The organism is Streptomyces sp. NRRL S-340 (assembly GCF_000720185.1).
Lineage (GTDB): Bacteria > Actinomycetota > Actinomycetes > Streptomycetales > Streptomycetaceae > Streptomyces.
The window spans coordinates 172,721-187,296 of sequence record NZ_JOIY01000009.1 but is presented as its reverse complement, the minus strand read 5'-3'; the positions used below and the strand labels follow the sequence as shown (position 1 = coordinate 187,296).

The 14,576-nt window shown below is 73.9% G+C and carries 15 protein-coding genes and 1 pseudogene; 8 read left to right on the top strand and 8 right to left on the bottom strand.

Annotated features, from left to right (window positions below):
• Positions 1–18: 18 nt before the first annotated feature.
• A pseudogene (locus tag IG64_RS09495) lies at positions 19–669 on the top strand (TerD family protein); the annotation flags it as partial.
• A 16-nt stretch (positions 670–685) separates the two neighbouring features.
• On the opposite strand, the gene IG64_RS09490 reads toward IG64_RS09495, so the two are convergent.
• Positions 686–1,855, bottom strand: coding sequence for a glycosyltransferase (locus IG64_RS09490; RefSeq protein WP_078883904.1), 1,170 nt, complete (start codon positions 1,853–1,855; stop codon positions 686–688).
• 69 nt (positions 1,856–1,924) lie between these two features.
• On the opposite strand from IG64_RS09490, the gene IG64_RS09485 reads away from it, so the two are divergent.
• From IG64_RS09485 to IG64_RS09460, 6 genes are all read left to right on the top strand, one after another.
• Positions 1,925–2,710, top strand: a complete 786-nt coding sequence (locus IG64_RS09485; RefSeq protein ID WP_037854073.1) for a glutamate racemase — start codon at positions 1,925–1,927, stop codon at positions 2,708–2,710.
• Positions 2,711–2,815: 105 nt separating this feature from the next.
• Positions 2,816–3,358 (top strand): hypothetical protein, encoded by a 543-nt coding sequence (locus tag IG64_RS09480; protein ID WP_037854071.1) that lies wholly within the window; start codon positions 2,816–2,818, stop codon positions 3,356–3,358.
• Between the two features lie 381 nt (positions 3,359–3,739).
• Positions 3,740–5,350: an apolipoprotein N-acyltransferase gene (gene lnt, locus IG64_RS09475; protein ID WP_037854070.1), complete on the top strand. Its 1,611-nt coding sequence runs from the start codon at positions 3,740–3,742 to the stop codon at positions 5,348–5,350.
• Positions 5,351–5,427: 77 nt separating this feature from the next.
• Entirely contained in the window at positions 5,428–5,907 is a 480-nt protein-coding gene (locus IG64_RS09470) for an NUDIX hydrolase (RefSeq protein WP_037854068.1), read from the top strand.
• Positions 5,908–5,961: 54 nt separating this feature from the next.
• The gene (locus IG64_RS09465; RefSeq protein ID WP_037854067.1) at positions 5,962–6,762 is read left to right on the top strand and encodes a 3-hydroxybutyrate dehydrogenase; all 801 of its coding nucleotides are present in this window, start codon (positions 5,962–5,964) and stop codon (positions 6,760–6,762) included.
• A gap of 76 nt (positions 6,763–6,838) precedes the next feature.
• On the top strand, positions 6,839–8,806 hold the full coding sequence (locus tag IG64_RS09460; protein WP_037854066.1) for a helix-turn-helix domain-containing protein: 1,968 nt from the start codon (positions 6,839–6,841) through the stop codon (positions 8,804–8,806).
• Positions 8,807–8,847: 41 nt separating this feature from the next.
• Here IG64_RS09460 and IG64_RS41525 read toward each other — a convergent pair whose 3' ends face one another.
• The 5 genes from IG64_RS41525 to IG64_RS09440 form a co-directional block, all read right to left on the bottom strand.
• Positions 8,848–9,015: a hypothetical protein gene (locus IG64_RS41525; protein ID WP_199811549.1), complete on the bottom strand. Its 168-nt coding sequence runs from the start codon at positions 9,013–9,015 to the stop codon at positions 8,848–8,850.
• On the bottom strand, positions 9,012–9,386 hold the full coding sequence (gene crcB / locus IG64_RS09455) for a fluoride efflux transporter CrcB (RefSeq protein ID WP_037854065.1): 375 nt from the start codon (positions 9,384–9,386) through the stop codon (positions 9,012–9,014). The genes IG64_RS41525 and crcB (IG64_RS09455) overlap by 4 nt, the downstream gene beginning before the upstream one ends.
• A complete protein-coding gene (locus IG64_RS09450; protein ID WP_037854063.1) occupies positions 9,383–9,733 on the bottom strand; it encodes a DUF190 domain-containing protein in 351 nt (116 codons plus the stop codon). Before IG64_RS09450 ends, crcB (IG64_RS09455) begins: the two co-directional genes overlap by 4 nt.
• Complete coding sequence (gene crcB / locus IG64_RS09445) at positions 9,730–10,215, bottom strand: fluoride efflux transporter CrcB (protein WP_037854061.1); 486 nt, start codon at positions 10,213–10,215, stop codon at positions 9,730–9,732. The genes IG64_RS09450 and crcB (IG64_RS09445) overlap by 4 nt, the downstream gene beginning before the upstream one ends.
• A gap of 349 nt (positions 10,216–10,564) precedes the next feature.
• Positions 10,565–11,110 (bottom strand): GNAT family N-acetyltransferase, encoded by a 546-nt coding sequence (locus IG64_RS09440; protein ID WP_037854059.1) that lies wholly within the window; start codon positions 11,108–11,110, stop codon positions 10,565–10,567.
• 76 nt (positions 11,111–11,186) lie between these two features.
• On the opposite strand from IG64_RS09440, the gene IG64_RS09435 reads away from it, so the two are divergent.
• On the top strand, positions 11,187–11,765 hold the full coding sequence (locus tag IG64_RS09435) for a TetR/AcrR family transcriptional regulator (protein WP_037854058.1): 579 nt from the start codon (positions 11,187–11,189) through the stop codon (positions 11,763–11,765).
• Between the two features lie 483 nt (positions 11,766–12,248).
• On the opposite strand, the gene IG64_RS09430 is transcribed toward IG64_RS09435, so the two are convergent.
• Both IG64_RS09430 and IG64_RS09425 read right to left on the bottom strand, forming a co-directional pair.
• Complete coding sequence (locus tag IG64_RS09430) at positions 12,249–13,472, bottom strand: acyl-CoA dehydrogenase family protein (protein ID WP_037854056.1); 1,224 nt, start codon at positions 13,470–13,472, stop codon at positions 12,249–12,251.
• A gap of 6 nt (positions 13,473–13,478) precedes the next feature.
• Positions 13,479–14,513 (bottom strand): phosphotransferase family protein, encoded by a 1,035-nt coding sequence (locus IG64_RS09425; protein WP_037854054.1) that lies wholly within the window; start codon positions 14,511–14,513, stop codon positions 13,479–13,481.
• Positions 14,514–14,576 lie beyond the last annotated feature (63 nt).

The following is a 14,576-nucleotide window of genomic DNA, read 5'->3' as shown; positions in this document are numbered from 1 at the left end:
AGATGTGTATAAGAGACAGCTCCTGCCCCCGTCCGCCTCACCAAGGTCACGCTCACCAAGGCGGCCCCTTCCGTCTCGCTGGCCAAGCAGGGCGGCACCTCGGGCGCGATGCGCGTGAACCTCAACTGGCAGGTGCGCAGACAGTTCACCGGCTGGGCAGGCAAACGCGGCCGGGCCGTCGCGACCCACGCCGACCTCGACCTCGACCTGTGCGCGCTGTACGAACTCGCCGACGGCCGCAAGGGCGTCGTCCAGGCCCTCGGCAACGCCTTCGGGGCCCTGCACCGGCCCCCCTACATCCACCTCGACGGCGACGACCGCACCGGCGCCGTGGCCAGTGGCGAGAACCTCACCGTCAACCTCGACCACACCCACGACTTCCGGCGCATCCTCGTCTTCGTGACCATCTACGAGGGCGCCCGCTCCTTCGCCGACCTGCACGCCACGGTCACCCTCCAGCCGCAGCACGGAGCGGCGGTCGACTTCTCCCTGGACGAGTGCACGGTGCCGTCCACGGTGTGCGCACTCGCCCTGATCACCAACACCGGCGGCGACCTCGTCGTCCAGCGGGAGGCCCGCTATCTGGTCCCCGCGCGCGGGGTGAGCCCCCAGCGCACCGTCGACCACGCCTACGGGTGGGGCATGAACTGGACACCCGGCCGCAAGTGAGCCTGCGGCGCCGTTCTCAGCCCTCCTCGGGCACGGCGTCCGGACGCGTGTAGGTGCGGCCCTTCCAGGCCGCGCCGCGGCCCCGGTGGTGCTGCACCGCCGAGTCCACCGTCATCAGCAGGTACAGGAACGCCGTGAACGGCAGCAGCGGAGCGAGCCACAGCGGCTGGCGGTAGTACCGCACCATCGGCACGTACGTCGCCGCCATCACCAGCCACGCCGCGCCGCCCGCCAGTGCCGTCGCCGCACCGCCCCCGGCGAGTCCCGCCACCAGCGCCACCGGGGGCACCAGGTACACCAGCGCCAGTCCGGCGACCGTCCCGGCCAGCAGCAGCGGGTTGTGCCGCAACTGCGCGTACGCGCTGCGCGAGACCATCCGCCACAGGTCGTGCAGGCGCGGATACGGACGCACGCTGTCCACCCGCTCGGCGAGCCCCAGCCAGATGTGCCCGCCGCCGCCCTTCACCGCCCGGGCGAGCGCCACGTCGTCGATCACCGCGTGCCGGATCGCGTCCGGGATCCGTGCCCGCTCGGCCGCCTCGGCGCGCAGCAGCACACAGCCGCCCGCGGCCGCCGCCGTCCGCCCGCCCCGCCGCCCGATCCACCGGAACGGGTACAACTGTGCGAAGAAGTAGACGAACGCCGGGACGACGAGCCGTTCCCACAGGCTCTCCACCCGCAGCCGCGCCATCTGCGAGACGACGTCGAACCCCCCGGTGCGCGCCGCCGCCACCAGCCGGCGCAGGCTGTCCGGCGCGTGCGCGATGTCCGCGTCCGTCAGGAGCAGGTACTCGGGGGCACGCGCGCGTGCCAGGGCGATGCCGTGCCGCACGGCCCACAGCTTGCCGGTCCACCCCTGCGGCGGCTCGCCCGGCGAGTCCACCGTCAGCGGCAGCCCGCCACCGCGCCGCGCCAGTTCCCGGGCCAGTTCACCGGTGCCGTCCGAGCTGCCGTCGTCGATCAGGAAGACCTCGGCGCGCCCCGGATAGTCCTGCGCGAGCAGCGAGGGCAGACTCTCGCCCAGGACGGCGGCCTCGTCCCGCGCGGGGACCACGACGCACACGGCGGGCCAGTCGTCGGGCGCCGGCTCCGTCCGCGGCGGCAGTCTCACGTCCGTACGCCAGAAGAACCCCTGGCCGAGCAGCAGCCACAACCAGGCGGCGAGTGATCCGACGGCGGTCCACATGATCACGCTCACCCCCGCAGTCTGCCCCACCCGGACGGCCGGTTCGAGGGGATCGTCTATCGTGGCCGGGTGAAGATCGCGCTCATGGACTCCGGGATCGGGCTGCTGGCGGCCACCGCCGCGGTACGGCGCCTGCGGCCCGACGCAGATCTCGTGCTGTCCCTCGACCCCGCCGGGATGCCCTGGGGACCCCGCACCCCGCAGGACCTCACCGCGCGGGCCGTCGCCGTCGCCGAGGCCGCCGCCGCGTACGGGCCGGACGCCCTGATCGTCGGCTGCAACACCGCGACCGTGCACGCGCTGACGACCCTGCGCGACCGCCTGGAGCCCGACGTTCCGGTCATCGGCACCGTCCCCGCCATCAAGCCCGCCGCCGCCGGCGGCGGCCCGGTCGCCATCTGGGCGACGCCCGCCACCACGGGCAGCCCCTACCAGCGGGGCCTGATCCGCGACTTCGCCGACGGCGTGCCGGTCACCGAGGTGCCCTGCTGGGGACTGGCCGAGGCCGTCGAGCACGCCGACCAGGCGGCGATCGACGAGGCCGTCGCGGCCGCCGCCGCGCTGACTCCCGAGAACGTCACGACCGTCGTCCTGGGCTGCACCCATTACGAACTCGTCGCCGAGCGCATCCGTTCGGCCGTACAGCGGCCGGGACACCCGCCGCTGGTCCTGCACGGCTCGGCGGGCGCCGTCGCGGCCCAGGCACTGCGCCGGATCGGCGCCGGCCCAAAGCCCCGGGCGTCGGCCGAGGGCACGGTGACGGTCCTGCTCAACGGCGAGGAGGGCGCCCTGCCCGCGCCGGCCCTGGCCTACGCGGAGGGCCGCCTCCTCGAAGCGGTCTCGCCCGCCCGCTGACGACCGCCCGCGCGAGGGGCGCCGCGTTCCCGGGAGCCCGGACGCGGGACACTCCCCGTGTGCGACGCGCTACCCACGCGACGAAACCTGAGTAACCTCATTGCCATGAGGGACCACTCCCGCGTCGAGAACGGCCCGCATCCCGAGGTGTGGACGGGGCGGGCCACCAACCGGTTCCAGTGGCTGCTGGCGCTCGTCGGCGCCGCCTGCCTCGCGCTCGGTATCGAACTGGCCGTCGACTCCGCCTGGAGTTCCGGTGTCCCCGCGCTGGTGATGTCCGTCGTGGGCTGCATCGCGGCCGGGCTGCTGGTCCTCTTCGGCACCCTCGCCTTCGTCCACGTCGCGCTGAAGGTCGACAAGGAGTCCCTGGAGGTGCGCTGCGGCCACATCGGGCTGCCACGCCGCCGCATCCCGCTGGCCCACGTCACGGACGCCGAGTTCGCCCCGCACGTCACTCCGCGCCACTGGGGCGGCTGGGGCTACCGCTGGCGCCCCGAGAAGGGGACCGCGGTGGTCGTCCGGCGCGGCGAGGGCGTCGTGCTGCGCCTGTGGGACGGCCACACGTTCACGATCACCGTCGACAACGCGGAGTCGGCGGTCCGCGTGATCAGGGACCGGCTGCGTCCGCCGGCACCGGGACGCGCCTAGTTCTGGGGCCGGGAAGGTCTGCGGGGAAGGTCTGCCGGGTGGCTCGCGGCGTCCGGTGACGGGGGCATCGTCTCCCACGTCCTTGGGACAGTGGGGGAGCATCGCAGGCGGAGCACGACCCGCTACCGGAGGTACTCGGGTGATGCGACGGCGCGGCGTGGTGCCGTGCCGGGCGTCGCGAGCCGGTGAAACGTTGCGGTCGCGGCACTGGCCTCACCGGCTGCCGCTGCGGCAGCCGCCGGGCGCCCGAGAAGGGTGCCGACGAGCTGCTGCCCGCCGTCGGGGCCAGGATCGCGCCGGTCCGCCTGCCGTCCGCGCCTGGCGTCTGCGGGCCGCGAACCGCGCTGTCGAGCGGCAGGTCAGCCGCCGTACACTCCCGGGGTGACCGTCACCGCAACTTCCGTCGACGAGTCGGACCGGCTGCACCCGCGGTCCGCCCGCGCCCCCTGGTCCGCGAGACTCGTGCGACTCGTGCCCGCCGCAGTGGCGGCACTGTCCGGCCTCCTGCTCTACGTCAGCTTCCCGCCACGCACCCTGTGGTGGCTGGCCCTGCCGGCGTTCGCCGGGTTCGGCTGGGTGCTGCGCGGCCGCGGCTGGAAGGCCGCGCTCGGTCTGGGCTACCTCTTCGGCCTCGGTTTCCTGCTGCCGCTGCTGGTGTGGACGGGTGTGGAGGTCGGCCCCGGACCCTGGCTGGCGCTGGTCGCGGCGGAGGCGCTCTTCGTGGCCCTGGTGGGCGTGGGCGTCGCGGCGGTCTCGAAGCTGCCCGCCTGGCCGGTGTGGGCGGCGGCCCTGTGGATCGCCGGTGAGGCGGCACGCGCGCGCGTGCCCTTCCACGGGTTCCCCTGGGGCAAGATCGCCTTCGGCCAGGCGGACGGTGTGTTCCTGCCGCTGGCCGCGGTCGGCGGCACGCCGGTGCTCGGCTTCGCGGTGGTCCTGTGCGGCTTCGGGCTCCAGGAGGCCGTACGCCTGGCGGCCGAGGGACGGCGGACCCGGACGGTGCGCCGCCCGGCCGCGGCCGTCGCGCTGCTGAGCGTGGTCCTGCCGGTCGCGGGCGCGTCGGCCGCCCGCACCCTGGTGAGCGACAAGGCGGAGAACGGTACGGTCACCGTCGCCGTCATCCAGGGCAACGTGCCGCGCTCGGGTCTGGAGTTCAACGCCCAGCGCCGCGCGGTGCTCGACTACCACGCGCGGGAGACCGAGCGGCTGGCGGCGGACGTGAAGGCGGGCAGGGCTCCGCGGCCCGACGTCGTGCTCTGGCCGGAGAACTCCTCCGACATCGATCCGTTCGCCTACCTCGACGCGCGCATGGTGATCGACCAGGCGGCCAAGGCCGTCGGCGCCCCGATCTCGGTCGGCAGCGTCGTGGAGCGCGACGGCGAACTGCTGAACGAACAGATCCTGTGGGACCCGGTCAAGGGGCCCCTGCAGACCTACGACAAACGGCAGATCCAGCCGTTCGGCGAGTACCTTCCGCTGCGCTCGCTGCTCGGCGCGATCAACGAGAACTGGACCTCTATGGTCCGCCAGGACTTCAGCCGGGGCACCGAGCCCGGCGTGTTCGCCGTCGCCGGCACCCGGATCGGCCTGGCCACCTGCTACGAGGCCGCCTTCGACTGGGCCGTGCGCGACACCGTCACCCACGGCGCGCAGATGATCTCCGTGCCGAGCAACAACGCGACCTTCGACCGCAGCGAGATGACCTACCAGCAACTGGCCATGTCCCGCGTCCGCGCGGTCGAGCACAGCCGCACCGTCACCGTTCCGGTGACCAGCGGCGTCAGCGCGATCATCATGCCCGACGGGCACATCACCCAGAGGACCGGCATGTTCGTCCCGGGCCACCTGGTCCAGAAGGTCCCGCTGCGCTCCTCGCGTACGCCCGCGACCGAGCTGGGCGTCCTGCCGGAGATCGCCCTCGTGCTGGTCGCGGCCGGAGGCCTGGGCTGGGCGATCGGCGCCGGCGTGCGCGCCCGGCGTGTCCGGGCGGCGTGACCGTACGCCGCACGTACGCTCCCGCACACCCGCTGTCCACCGGCCGACCGGCGGTCCCGGCCCGCTAGGGTCGCTCCATGGCCACTCCTGACTTCATCCGTACGATCCGGGCCGCCGCGGGCAACCAGTTGCTGTGGCTCCCCGGCGTCACCGCCCTCGTCTTCGACGACGAGGGCAGAGTCCTGCTGGGGCGCCGCTCCGACACCGGCAAGTGGGCCGTGATCGGCGGCATCCCCGAGCCCGGTGAGCAGCCCGCCGCCTGCGCGGTGCGGGAGGTGTACGAGGAGACCGCCGTGCGCTGCGTCACCGAGCGAGTGGTCCTGGTCCAGGCGCTGGACCCCATCACCTACGCGAACGGCGACGTCTGCCAGTACATGGACATCACCTTCCGCTGCCGTGCCGTGGGCGGCGAGGCGCGGGTCAACGACGACGAGTCGCTGGAGGTCGGATGGTTCCCGGTGGACGCGCTGCCCGCCCTGAACGAGTTCGCGCTGTTCCGGATCAAGCAGGCCCTGTCCGACGCCCCCACGTGGTTCGAACCTACCGATCTTGACTGAAGTATGGGTTGTGCCCATATGGGGTGCGGTGCGGGCGCTGCCTATGGTCGAGGCATGACCTCGCCCAGCCCGCACCCCGCACACCAAGGCTCCCCGCTCGACCTCGCCGGCCGCACCGCGCTCGTCACGGGCGCGGCCGGCGGCATCGGCCGCGCCTGCGCACTCCGGCTGGCCGCGGCGGGAGCCGAGGTCAGAGCGGTCGACCGGGACGCGGCGGGCCTGGCCGCGCTCGCCGAAGGCTCCGGCTCCCTCGCCGGCACCCTGGAGACCCAGGTCCTCGACCTCACCGACCTGGACGCCGCCGAGCGGGCGGCCGCCGGCACCGACGTGCTCGTCAACAACGCCGGGATCCAGCTGGTACGCCCCATCGAGGAGTTCCCGCCCGAGGTCTTCCACACGGTACTGACCGTGATGCTCGAAGCGCCCTTCCGGCTCATCCGCGGCGCCCTGCCGCACATGTACGCGCAGGGCTGGGGCCGGATCGTCAACATCTCCTCGGTGCACGGGCTGCGGGCCTCCGCCTACAAGTCGGCGTACGTGGCGGCCAAGCACGGCCTGGAGGGCCTGTCCAAGACGACCGCCCTCGAAGGCGCGCCGCACGGCGTCACCTCCAACTGCGTCAGCCCCGCCTACGTCCGCACCCCCCTCGTCGAGAAGCAGCTCGCCGACCAGGCGCGGGCCCACGGCGTCCCCGAGGAGCGGGTCCTGTCCGAGGTGCTGCTGCAGGACAGCGCCCTCAAGCGCCTGATCGAACCGGAGGAGGTGGCCGAGGCCGTGGCGTACCTCTGCGGTCCGCACGCGTCCTTCGTCACCGGCACCTCGCTGGTGCTCGACGGCGGCTGGACCGCCCACTGACCTGCGCCGCCGCCGGCCGCAGCGGAGTTTTCCACAGGGCTCGGCGGACATCGCCCCGATACGGAATCCTGTCCGCATGCCCAGCGATCACGTGCAGTCCGACCGGCGCCCCGCCCCCGGCGCGGGGGCGCCCAGCAGCGGTGGCGCCCCGCCGGACGGCGGTGCCGAAGCCCCCTTCCTCGACCTGCTGGCCCGGGGCGCGCCCGCCGCCGCCTTCGAACAGCCGGTGCAGCTCGCCCGCGCCGAGAACCGGCCCGCCGAGCGGATCGCCGCGCTCGAACACGCCAAGCTGCTCGCCCTGCGCGTCCGCGCGGAACTGGAGGGACGCAGACGCCGCGAGGCGGAGCTGTCGGCGCTGTTCGAGACCGCCCACGACCTGGCGGGCCTGCGGGACCTGGACGCGGTCCTGTCCGCCATCGTGCAGCGGGCCCGCTCCCTCCTCGGCACCGACGTCGCCTACCTCACGCTGAACGACCCGGCGCGCGGCGACACCTACATGCGGGTCACCGAGGGATCGGTGGCGGCCCGCTTCCAGCAGTTGCGCCTGGGCATGGGGGAGGGGCTGGGCGGCCTCGTCGCGCAGACGGCCCGGCCGTACGTCACCGACGACTACTTCAAGGACGCCCGTTTCCAGCACACCGGCACCATCGACGAGGGCGTGCGGGACGAGGGGCTGGTCGCCATCCTCGGCGTGCCGCTCATGCTCGGGGCGCAGGTCATCGGAGTCCTCTTCGCGGCCGACCGGCGGGCCCGGGTGTTCGAACGCGAACAGATCGCCCTGCTCGGCTCCTTCGCGGCCCTCGCCGCCGCCGCCATCGACAGCGCCCACCTGCTCACCGAGACCCGCACGGCCCTGGCCCGGCTCGAAAACGCCAACGAGATCATCCGCGACCGCAGCGCGGTCATCGAGCGCGCCTCCGACGTCCACGACCGCCTCGCCGAACTGGTTCTGCGCGGAGGCCAGGTCCACGACGTGGCAGCCGCCGTCTCCCAGGTCCTCGCCGGCACGGTCGAGTTCACCGAGGCCGCCGCCGCGCCCGCCGGACCACTGGAGGCCTCCCGCGCCGAAGGACACGCCGTGCGCCACGGCGACGACTGGGTGGCGGCCGTCACCGCCGGCGGCGAACTCCTCGGCGCGCTCGTGCTGCGCGGGCACCGCCACCTCGACCCGGTGGACCAGCGCACCCTCGAGCGCGCGGCGATGGTCACCTCACTGCTGCTGCTGGCCAGACGCTCGGCCGCGGAGGCCGAGCAGCGCGTCCGCGGCGAACTCCTCGACGACCTCCTGGACGCCCGCGACCGCGACCCGCGCCTGCTGCGCGAGCGCGCCGCGCGGCTGCGCGCGGACCTCGACGCCACCCACGTCGTGCTCGCCGCCCGCCTCGACGCCCCGGCCGCCGACGCCGGCCAGGCGGCCGACGCCCGGCGTCGGCTGTGGTCGGCGGCCTCCCACCTGGCCGCCACCCGGCAGGGCCTGGCCGCCGCCCGCGACGGCGGTACGGTCCTGCTGCTCCCCCTCCGGCGCGGCCGCACCGCGACGGAACTGGCCCGCCGTACCGCCCGCCACCTGGGCGCCGCCGTGCACGAGGCGGTCACCGTCGGCGCCTCCGCCCCCGTCGCCGACCTGGCCGCCCGGCCCGGCACCGCCACCGCCGCCTGTGCGGAGGCGCGGCGCTGCCTGGAGGCGCTGCGGCTGCTCGGGCGCACCGGGGACGGCGCCGCCGCCGAGGACTTCGGCTTCCTCGGCCTGCTCCTGGCCGGCGAGCGGGACATCGCCGGGTTCGTGGACCGCACCATCGGCCGTGTCACGGCCTACGACGAGCAGCGCGGCACCGACCTCATACGCACCCTGGAGGCGTACTTCGCCTGCGGCATGAGCCCGGCCCGCACCAAGGACGAGCTGCACGTCCATGTCAACACCGTGGGCCAGCGCCTGGAACGCGTCGGCCGTCTGCTCGGCGGCGACTGGCAGACACCCGCGCGCGTCCTGGAGATCCAGCTCGCCCTGCGCCTGCACCGACTCGCGTCGCCCGCCCCGCGGTGACCCGGTGGCGCAGGACACCGCCCGGGAGCAGGCCCGCTCACTCATCGGCCTCCGAGGGGATCGAGCCGGGCGGCCCGGCGCGTCAGGTGACCGCGCTCGGCGCCGGCGGCGGCCGCGGAGACGTCGTCGGTGAGGTCGATCCGGACGAACCGGGCGCCCAGCCCGGCCGCGGCCCGCGCCGTGCTCCGCCTGCCGTGCCTGTCCGTCACCCCCAGATCGACTGGGCGACGGCCGCACCCGTGAACGCCGCGCCGAGACCGCCGACGACGCCGGCGACCACGTTGGCCGCCGCGAAGAGGCGGGCGCCCTCCTCGGCCAGCCGCAGGGTCTCGTAGGAGAAGGTCGAGTAGGTGGTGAGCGCCCCGCACAGGCCGGTGCCCAGCAGCAGCTGGACATCGGAGGAGGCGCCGCCCGCGAGGACCGCGCCGGTGATCACACCGAGGGCGAGACAGCCGATCATGTTGACGGTGAAGGTGCCCCAGGGGAAGACGCTGTCGTGCCTGGACTGCACCGCGCGGTCGGTGAGGTAGCGCAGCGGCGCACCGACCATGGCGCCGAGGACGACGAGCAGCCAGCTCACGTGTTCTCCCGGTGCCGTCCGACGTACCTGATGACCTCGCAGCCGTCGAGGACCACCAGGCCCTCGGTGACCAGTTCGTCGAGCTGGGGGAGGAAGGCACGGACGCGGTCCTCGGTGTCCACGATGACGATGGCCACCGGCAGGTCCTCGCTCAGCGACAGCAGTCGCGTGGTGTGGATGAGCGAGGACGCGCCGAACCCCTCGATGCCGCGGAAGACCGAGGCGCCGGCCAGGCCCGCCCGGTGCGCACGGTGGACGATCTCGGAGTAGAGGGGTCTGCGGTGCCAGGTGTCGTTCTCGCCGATGAAGATCGTCACCCGTAGCGCGGTGCCGGTGAGCCGGGTCATCGCTTCCTCCGCTCGATCACGCGGCGGGTCAGGTTCGCCGTGGTCCACACGGCCGCCAGCGCCGCGAGCAGGGTGGCGGCCAGGTAGGCGAGGCCCGTGGTGGCGCGGCCCTGGCCGACGAGCCTCTGGATGTCCACGGCGTACGTGGAGAAGGTGGTGAAGCCGCCCAGGACGCCGGTGCCGAAGAACGGACGGACCAGCCGGTGGGCGGCCCAGACGTCGGTGATGACCACCATGAAGACGCCGATGACGCCGCAGCCGATCACGTTGACGAGGAACGTCGTCAGGGGGAACGTGCCGGCGGCGGTCGGCCACAGCAGCGAGGCCCCGTAGCGGGCCACCGCTCCGACGGCGCCGCCCACCGAGACGACGGCTACGACAGGCCCCTGCCCGGCGAGCAGCTCGCGCCGCCTGGCGGGGCCGCGCAGTTCGACGTCGGGGTCGACGGGTTCGCCTAGCACCTGGGGTCGGGCCTCTCCCATACGGCAGTGCTCCTACTCGGACAGCGCCCGGTGCTTCTTCGGGCGCACGCGTGTCGCAAGCAGGGACCGTTGGCGGCGTCGTCGCCGCGGTTGGGTGCGGCGGGCCCCACCGCCGCGCGGCACACCCGATCACGCCCGGACGCCGCCCGGCCAGCCTACCGTGTGCGCCGGGCCGCTTCACCGGTGGCGTCCGGGAGCGGGCGCCTCAGCCGGGCGGCCACTTCGCGGAGGTGAACCGCGGCCGGTCCAGCACGGACGCGGTCCAGCGGGATGCGGTGCGACTGACGCCTGACTGCTGTCTTCCTGCCGCCTGCCGCCTGCCGCCTGCCGCCTGCCGCGGCCCGGCGCCTCACGGTCCGACGGCCGCCGCCGGGGGCGCGGTGGGACGGGTGAGGTCGAGGGTCCAGTTCTGGCCGACCAGATCGTGGCCGAAACTGTGGTGCGGCTCCTCCTCGGCGAGGACGAACCCGAAGGCGCGGTAGATCCTGCGCGCGGCGACCAGCACGTCGTTGGTCCACAGCGTCACCCGTTCGTAGCCGGCCTCCTGGGCGAAGTCCAGACACGTCTCGACGAGACGGCTGCCGACGCCGAGACCGCGGGCGGCCGGGGTGACGAGCAGGATGCGCAGCCTGGCCACCGCCGGGGTGTCGCCGGCCACCAGGAAGACGCACCCGACGCGTTCGCCGTCCGCCTCGGCGATCCAGCCCGCCTCCCTGGCCGGGTCGTGGCCGGCCGCGTACCGCGCGACGATCCCCGCGACCAGCGCCTCGAACTCGGTGTTCCAGCCGAACTGCCGGTCGTACTCCTCGCCGTGCGCCATCACCACCCAGCCCAGGTCGCCGGGACGGTCGGCGCGGCGCACGGTGACCCGTGGCCGGTGCTCCTGCTGTGACATGGCTTGTTCTCCCGATGGTCCGGCTGTCCGCCCCGCCGCACTGACACGACTGTTTCAGTAACGCTAGGCTAGCTCCATGTCCCAGCGAGCGGGAGTCCCCTCCGCACGGCAGACCGAGCTGCTCGAAGCCGCCTACCGGTACGTGCTCGCCCACGGCCTGGCCGGCCTCTCCCTGCGCCCGCTGGCCACGGCCATCGGCTCCAGCCCCCGGGTGCTGCTGTTCCTGTTCGGCACCAAGGAGGGTCTGGTGCGGGCGCTGCTGGCGCGTGCCCGCGCCGATGAACTCGCGCTCCTGGAGCACCTCACACGGGCGGGCCGGCCCCTGGGGCTGGCCGACGCCGCCGAACGGGTCTGGGAGTGGCTCGCCGCCGCCGGGCACCGCCCGCTGCTGCGGCTGTGGACCGAGGCGTACGCCCGTTCCCTCGTCGAGCCCGACGGAGCGTGGGCCGGGTTCGCCCGGGCCACGGTCGACGACTGGCTGGAGGTGCTGGCGTCCTGCCAGCCGCCGGCGGAGAGGGACGGCGCGGACGGCGCGAGCCGCCGCACCCTGGCCCTGGCCGTGCTCCGCGGAGCGCTCCTGGACCTCCTCGCCACCGACGACGAACCCCGGGTCACCGCGGCCGTGCGTCACCAGCTGACCGTGCTGCGCGTATGAGAAACGCCGACTGGCCGCCGCCCTGAGGCCGGCGGCCAGTCGGCCGTGGCGCCGTCGGGCGCGGCCTGCCGAGGCCCCCCGGGGTGCCCGAGTAGTGCACGACCGTCCTGGAGTGCCTCAGCACGCCGAGCGCGTCGGGCGCGCCCTGGGGGGCGACGTCCCGGAGCGGGCCGGCGGCTCCACCCGGCGCCGCGGAAACCGGAGCCAGGGTGGGAACACGCGGGAACACGCCACGTCCCGCACCGCCCGGAGCCAGCCGCGCACCGGCGGTCGACTGGCTGCCGCTCCCGACAGGCCCCAGCGGGACCACCTGCCGTCCCGAGGAGGACCGGCGAGCCGCCCCCTACGGGATTCTGGGGCGCCCCCCTACGGACCGAGGCGCGCCCCGCGTCGGAGCGGCGGAGGCCGGCCGGCGCCGGATCAGGGGCGCCCGGTACCGCGCGCCCCGCACACCCCCTCACCACCCCGTCGTGGCCGAGCCGGTCACAGGTACTTCTTCAGCTCCCGGCGGGCGAGTGAGCGCTGGTGCACCTCGTCCGGGCCGTCGGCGAGCATCAGCGTGCGCGCGCCCGCGTACAGCTCGGCCAGGGGGAAGTCCTGGCTGACGCCGCCGGCGCCGTACAGCTGGATGGCCCGGTCCAGGATGGCGACCACCGCGCGCGGGGTGGCGATCTTGATGGCCTGGATCTCGGTGTGGGCGCCCCGGTTGCCGACCGTGTCCATCAGCCAGGCCGTCTTCAGCACCAGCAGTCTCAGCTGCTCCACCTGCACCCGGGCGTCCGCGATCCAGTTCTGCACCACGCCCTGCTGCGCCAGCGCCTTGCCGAACGCCGTACGGGACACCGCCCGCCGGCACATCAGCTCGATCGCCCGCTCGGCCATGCCGATCAGCCGCATGCAGTGGTGGATGCGGCCCGGACCGAGGCGGGCCTGGGCGATGGCGAAACCGCCGCCCTCCTCACCGATGAGGTTCGACACCGGGACGCGCGCGTGGTCGAAGACCACCTCGGCGTGGCCGCCGTGGTAGTGGTCCTCGTATCCGAAGACCCGCATCGCCCGCTCGACCGTGACACCCGGCGTGTCGCGCGGCACGAGCACCATGGACTGCTGGCGCCGGATGTCCGCCCCGTCCGGGTCGGTCTTGCCCATCACGATGAAGATCCTGCAGTCGGGGTGCATGGCCCCGGAGATGTACCACTTGCGGCCGGTGATGACGTACTCGTCCGAACCGTCCGTGGCCCGCTCGATGCGCGTCGTGATGTTGGTGGCGTCCGAGGAGGCCACCTCCGGCTCGGTCATCGCGAACGCCGAGCGGATCTCACCGGCGAGCAGCGGCTGGAGCCACTGCTTCTTCTGCCGCTCGTCGCCGAACTGGGCCAGCACCTCCATGTTGCCGGTGTCGGGCGCCGCGCAGTTGGTCGCCGTGGGCGCCAGCTGCGGGGAACGGCCCGTGATCTCGGCGAGCGGCGCGTACTGGAGGTTGGTCAGACCGGCACCGTGCTCGGCGTCCGGGAGGAACAGGTTCCACAGGCCCTGCCGGCGCGCCTCGGCCTTCAGTTCCTCCACCACCGGGGGGTTCTCCCACGGCGAGGCGAGGCGGGCGCGCTGCTCGTGCGCGGTCTCCTCGGCCGGGTACACGTACTCGTCCATGAAGGCGAGCAGTTTGGCGCGCAGTTCCTCGGTGCGCGCGTCGAACGCGAAGTCCATGACGGATCAGCCCTCCCGGAGGCCTTCGTGCAAAGTGGTCAGGCCGTGCTGGATGAAAACGGGGACCAGATCGCCGATGCGGTCGAAACCGCGGCCGACCGTCCGGCCGAGCGTGTACCGGTAGTGGATGCCCTCCAGGATCACGGCGAGCTTGAACCAGGCGAACGCCGTGTACCAGGAGACCGCGGACACGTCGCGCCCCGAGCGCGCGGCGTACCGCTCGATCAGCTCGGCGGGCGAGGGGTGCCCGGGCGCCTCGGCGGTGGTGGACACGGGCGAGTCGGGCATGCCGAGCGGGCTGCAGTACATGACCAGCAGGCCCAGGTCGGTGAGCGGGTCGCCGAGGGTGGACATCTCCCAGTCGAGGACGGCGCGGATCCGGTCGTCAGGACCGATCAGCGCGTTGTCCAGCCGGTAGTCGCCGTGCACCACGGCGGGGGCGGGGGAGACGGGCAGCGTACGCCCCAGGGACGCGTGCAGCTCGTCGATCCCCGGCAGGTCACGGTCGCGGGAGGCGTCCAGCTGCTTGCCCCAGCGGCGCAGTTGCCGGTCGAGGAAGCCCTCCGGTCGGCCGAAGTCCGCGAGACCCACCTCGCCGGGATCCACCGCGTGCAGGTCGACGAGGGTGTCGACGAGCGACAGCACCGCCTCGCGGGTGCGCGCCGGGCCGAGCGCGGCGAGCTGCCGCGCGGTCCGGTACGGGGTGCCCTCGACGAACTCCATCACGTAGAAGGGCGCGCCCAGCACCTCCTCGTCCTCGCACAGCAGCACCGTGCGGGGCACCGGCACGCGCGTCGGGTGCAGCGCGCTGATCACGCGGTGCTCGCGCTTCATGTCGTGCGCGGTCGCCAGGACGTGGCCCAGCGGAGGCCGGCGTACGACCCACCGGGTGGTGCCGTCGGTGACCGCGTACGTCAGGTTCGACCGTCCGCCCTCGATCAGCCGCCCCGTCAGGGGGCCCCGGGCCAGGCCCGGCCGCTCGCGGTCGAGCAGGCCGCCGAGCCGGTCGAGATCGAGTCCGGGCGGGTGGTCGGGGCTCATCCGGTGCTCCTGGGAACGGGTCGGCAGCAGGTCATGACCATCATGCTGACTAGTCGGTATGTC

Bases quoted from the DNA above. Each gene is read 5' to 3' on its own strand.
- IG64_RS09430 (WP_037854056.1), bottom strand. From the start codon at position 13,472: ATGGACTTCGCGTTCGACGCGCGCACCGAGGAACTGCGCGCCAAACTG.
- IG64_RS09490 (WP_078883904.1), bottom strand. From the start codon at position 1,855: ATGTGGACCGCCGTCGGATCACTCGCCGCCTGGTTGTGGCTGCTGCTC.
- IG64_RS09425 (WP_037854054.1), bottom strand. From the start codon at position 14,513: ATGAGCCCCGACCACCCGCCCGGACTCGATCTCGACCGGCTCGGCGGC.
- IG64_RS09450 (WP_037854063.1), bottom strand. From the start codon at position 9,733: ATGACCCGGCTCACCGGCACCGCGCTACGGGTGACGATCTTCATCGGC.
- IG64_RS09465 (WP_037854067.1), top strand. From the start codon at position 5,962: ATGACCTCGCCCAGCCCGCACCCCGCACACCAAGGCTCCCCGCTCGAC.
- IG64_RS09460 (WP_037854066.1), top strand. From the start codon at position 6,839: ATGCCCAGCGATCACGTGCAGTCCGACCGGCGCCCCGCCCCCGGCGCG.
- IG64_RS09435 (WP_037854058.1), top strand. From the start codon at position 11,187: ATGTCCCAGCGAGCGGGAGTCCCCTCCGCACGGCAGACCGAGCTGCTC.
- crcB (WP_037854061.1), bottom strand. From the start codon at position 10,215: ATGGGAGAGGCCCGACCCCAGGTGCTAGGCGAACCCGTCGACCCCGAC.
- IG64_RS09470 (WP_037854068.1), top strand. From the start codon at position 5,428: ATGGCCACTCCTGACTTCATCCGTACGATCCGGGCCGCCGCGGGCAAC.
- IG64_RS09440 (WP_037854059.1), bottom strand. From the start codon at position 11,110: ATGTCACAGCAGGAGCACCGGCCACGGGTCACCGTGCGCCGCGCCGAC.
- IG64_RS09480 (WP_037854071.1), top strand. From the start codon at position 2,816: ATGAGGGACCACTCCCGCGTCGAGAACGGCCCGCATCCCGAGGTGTGG.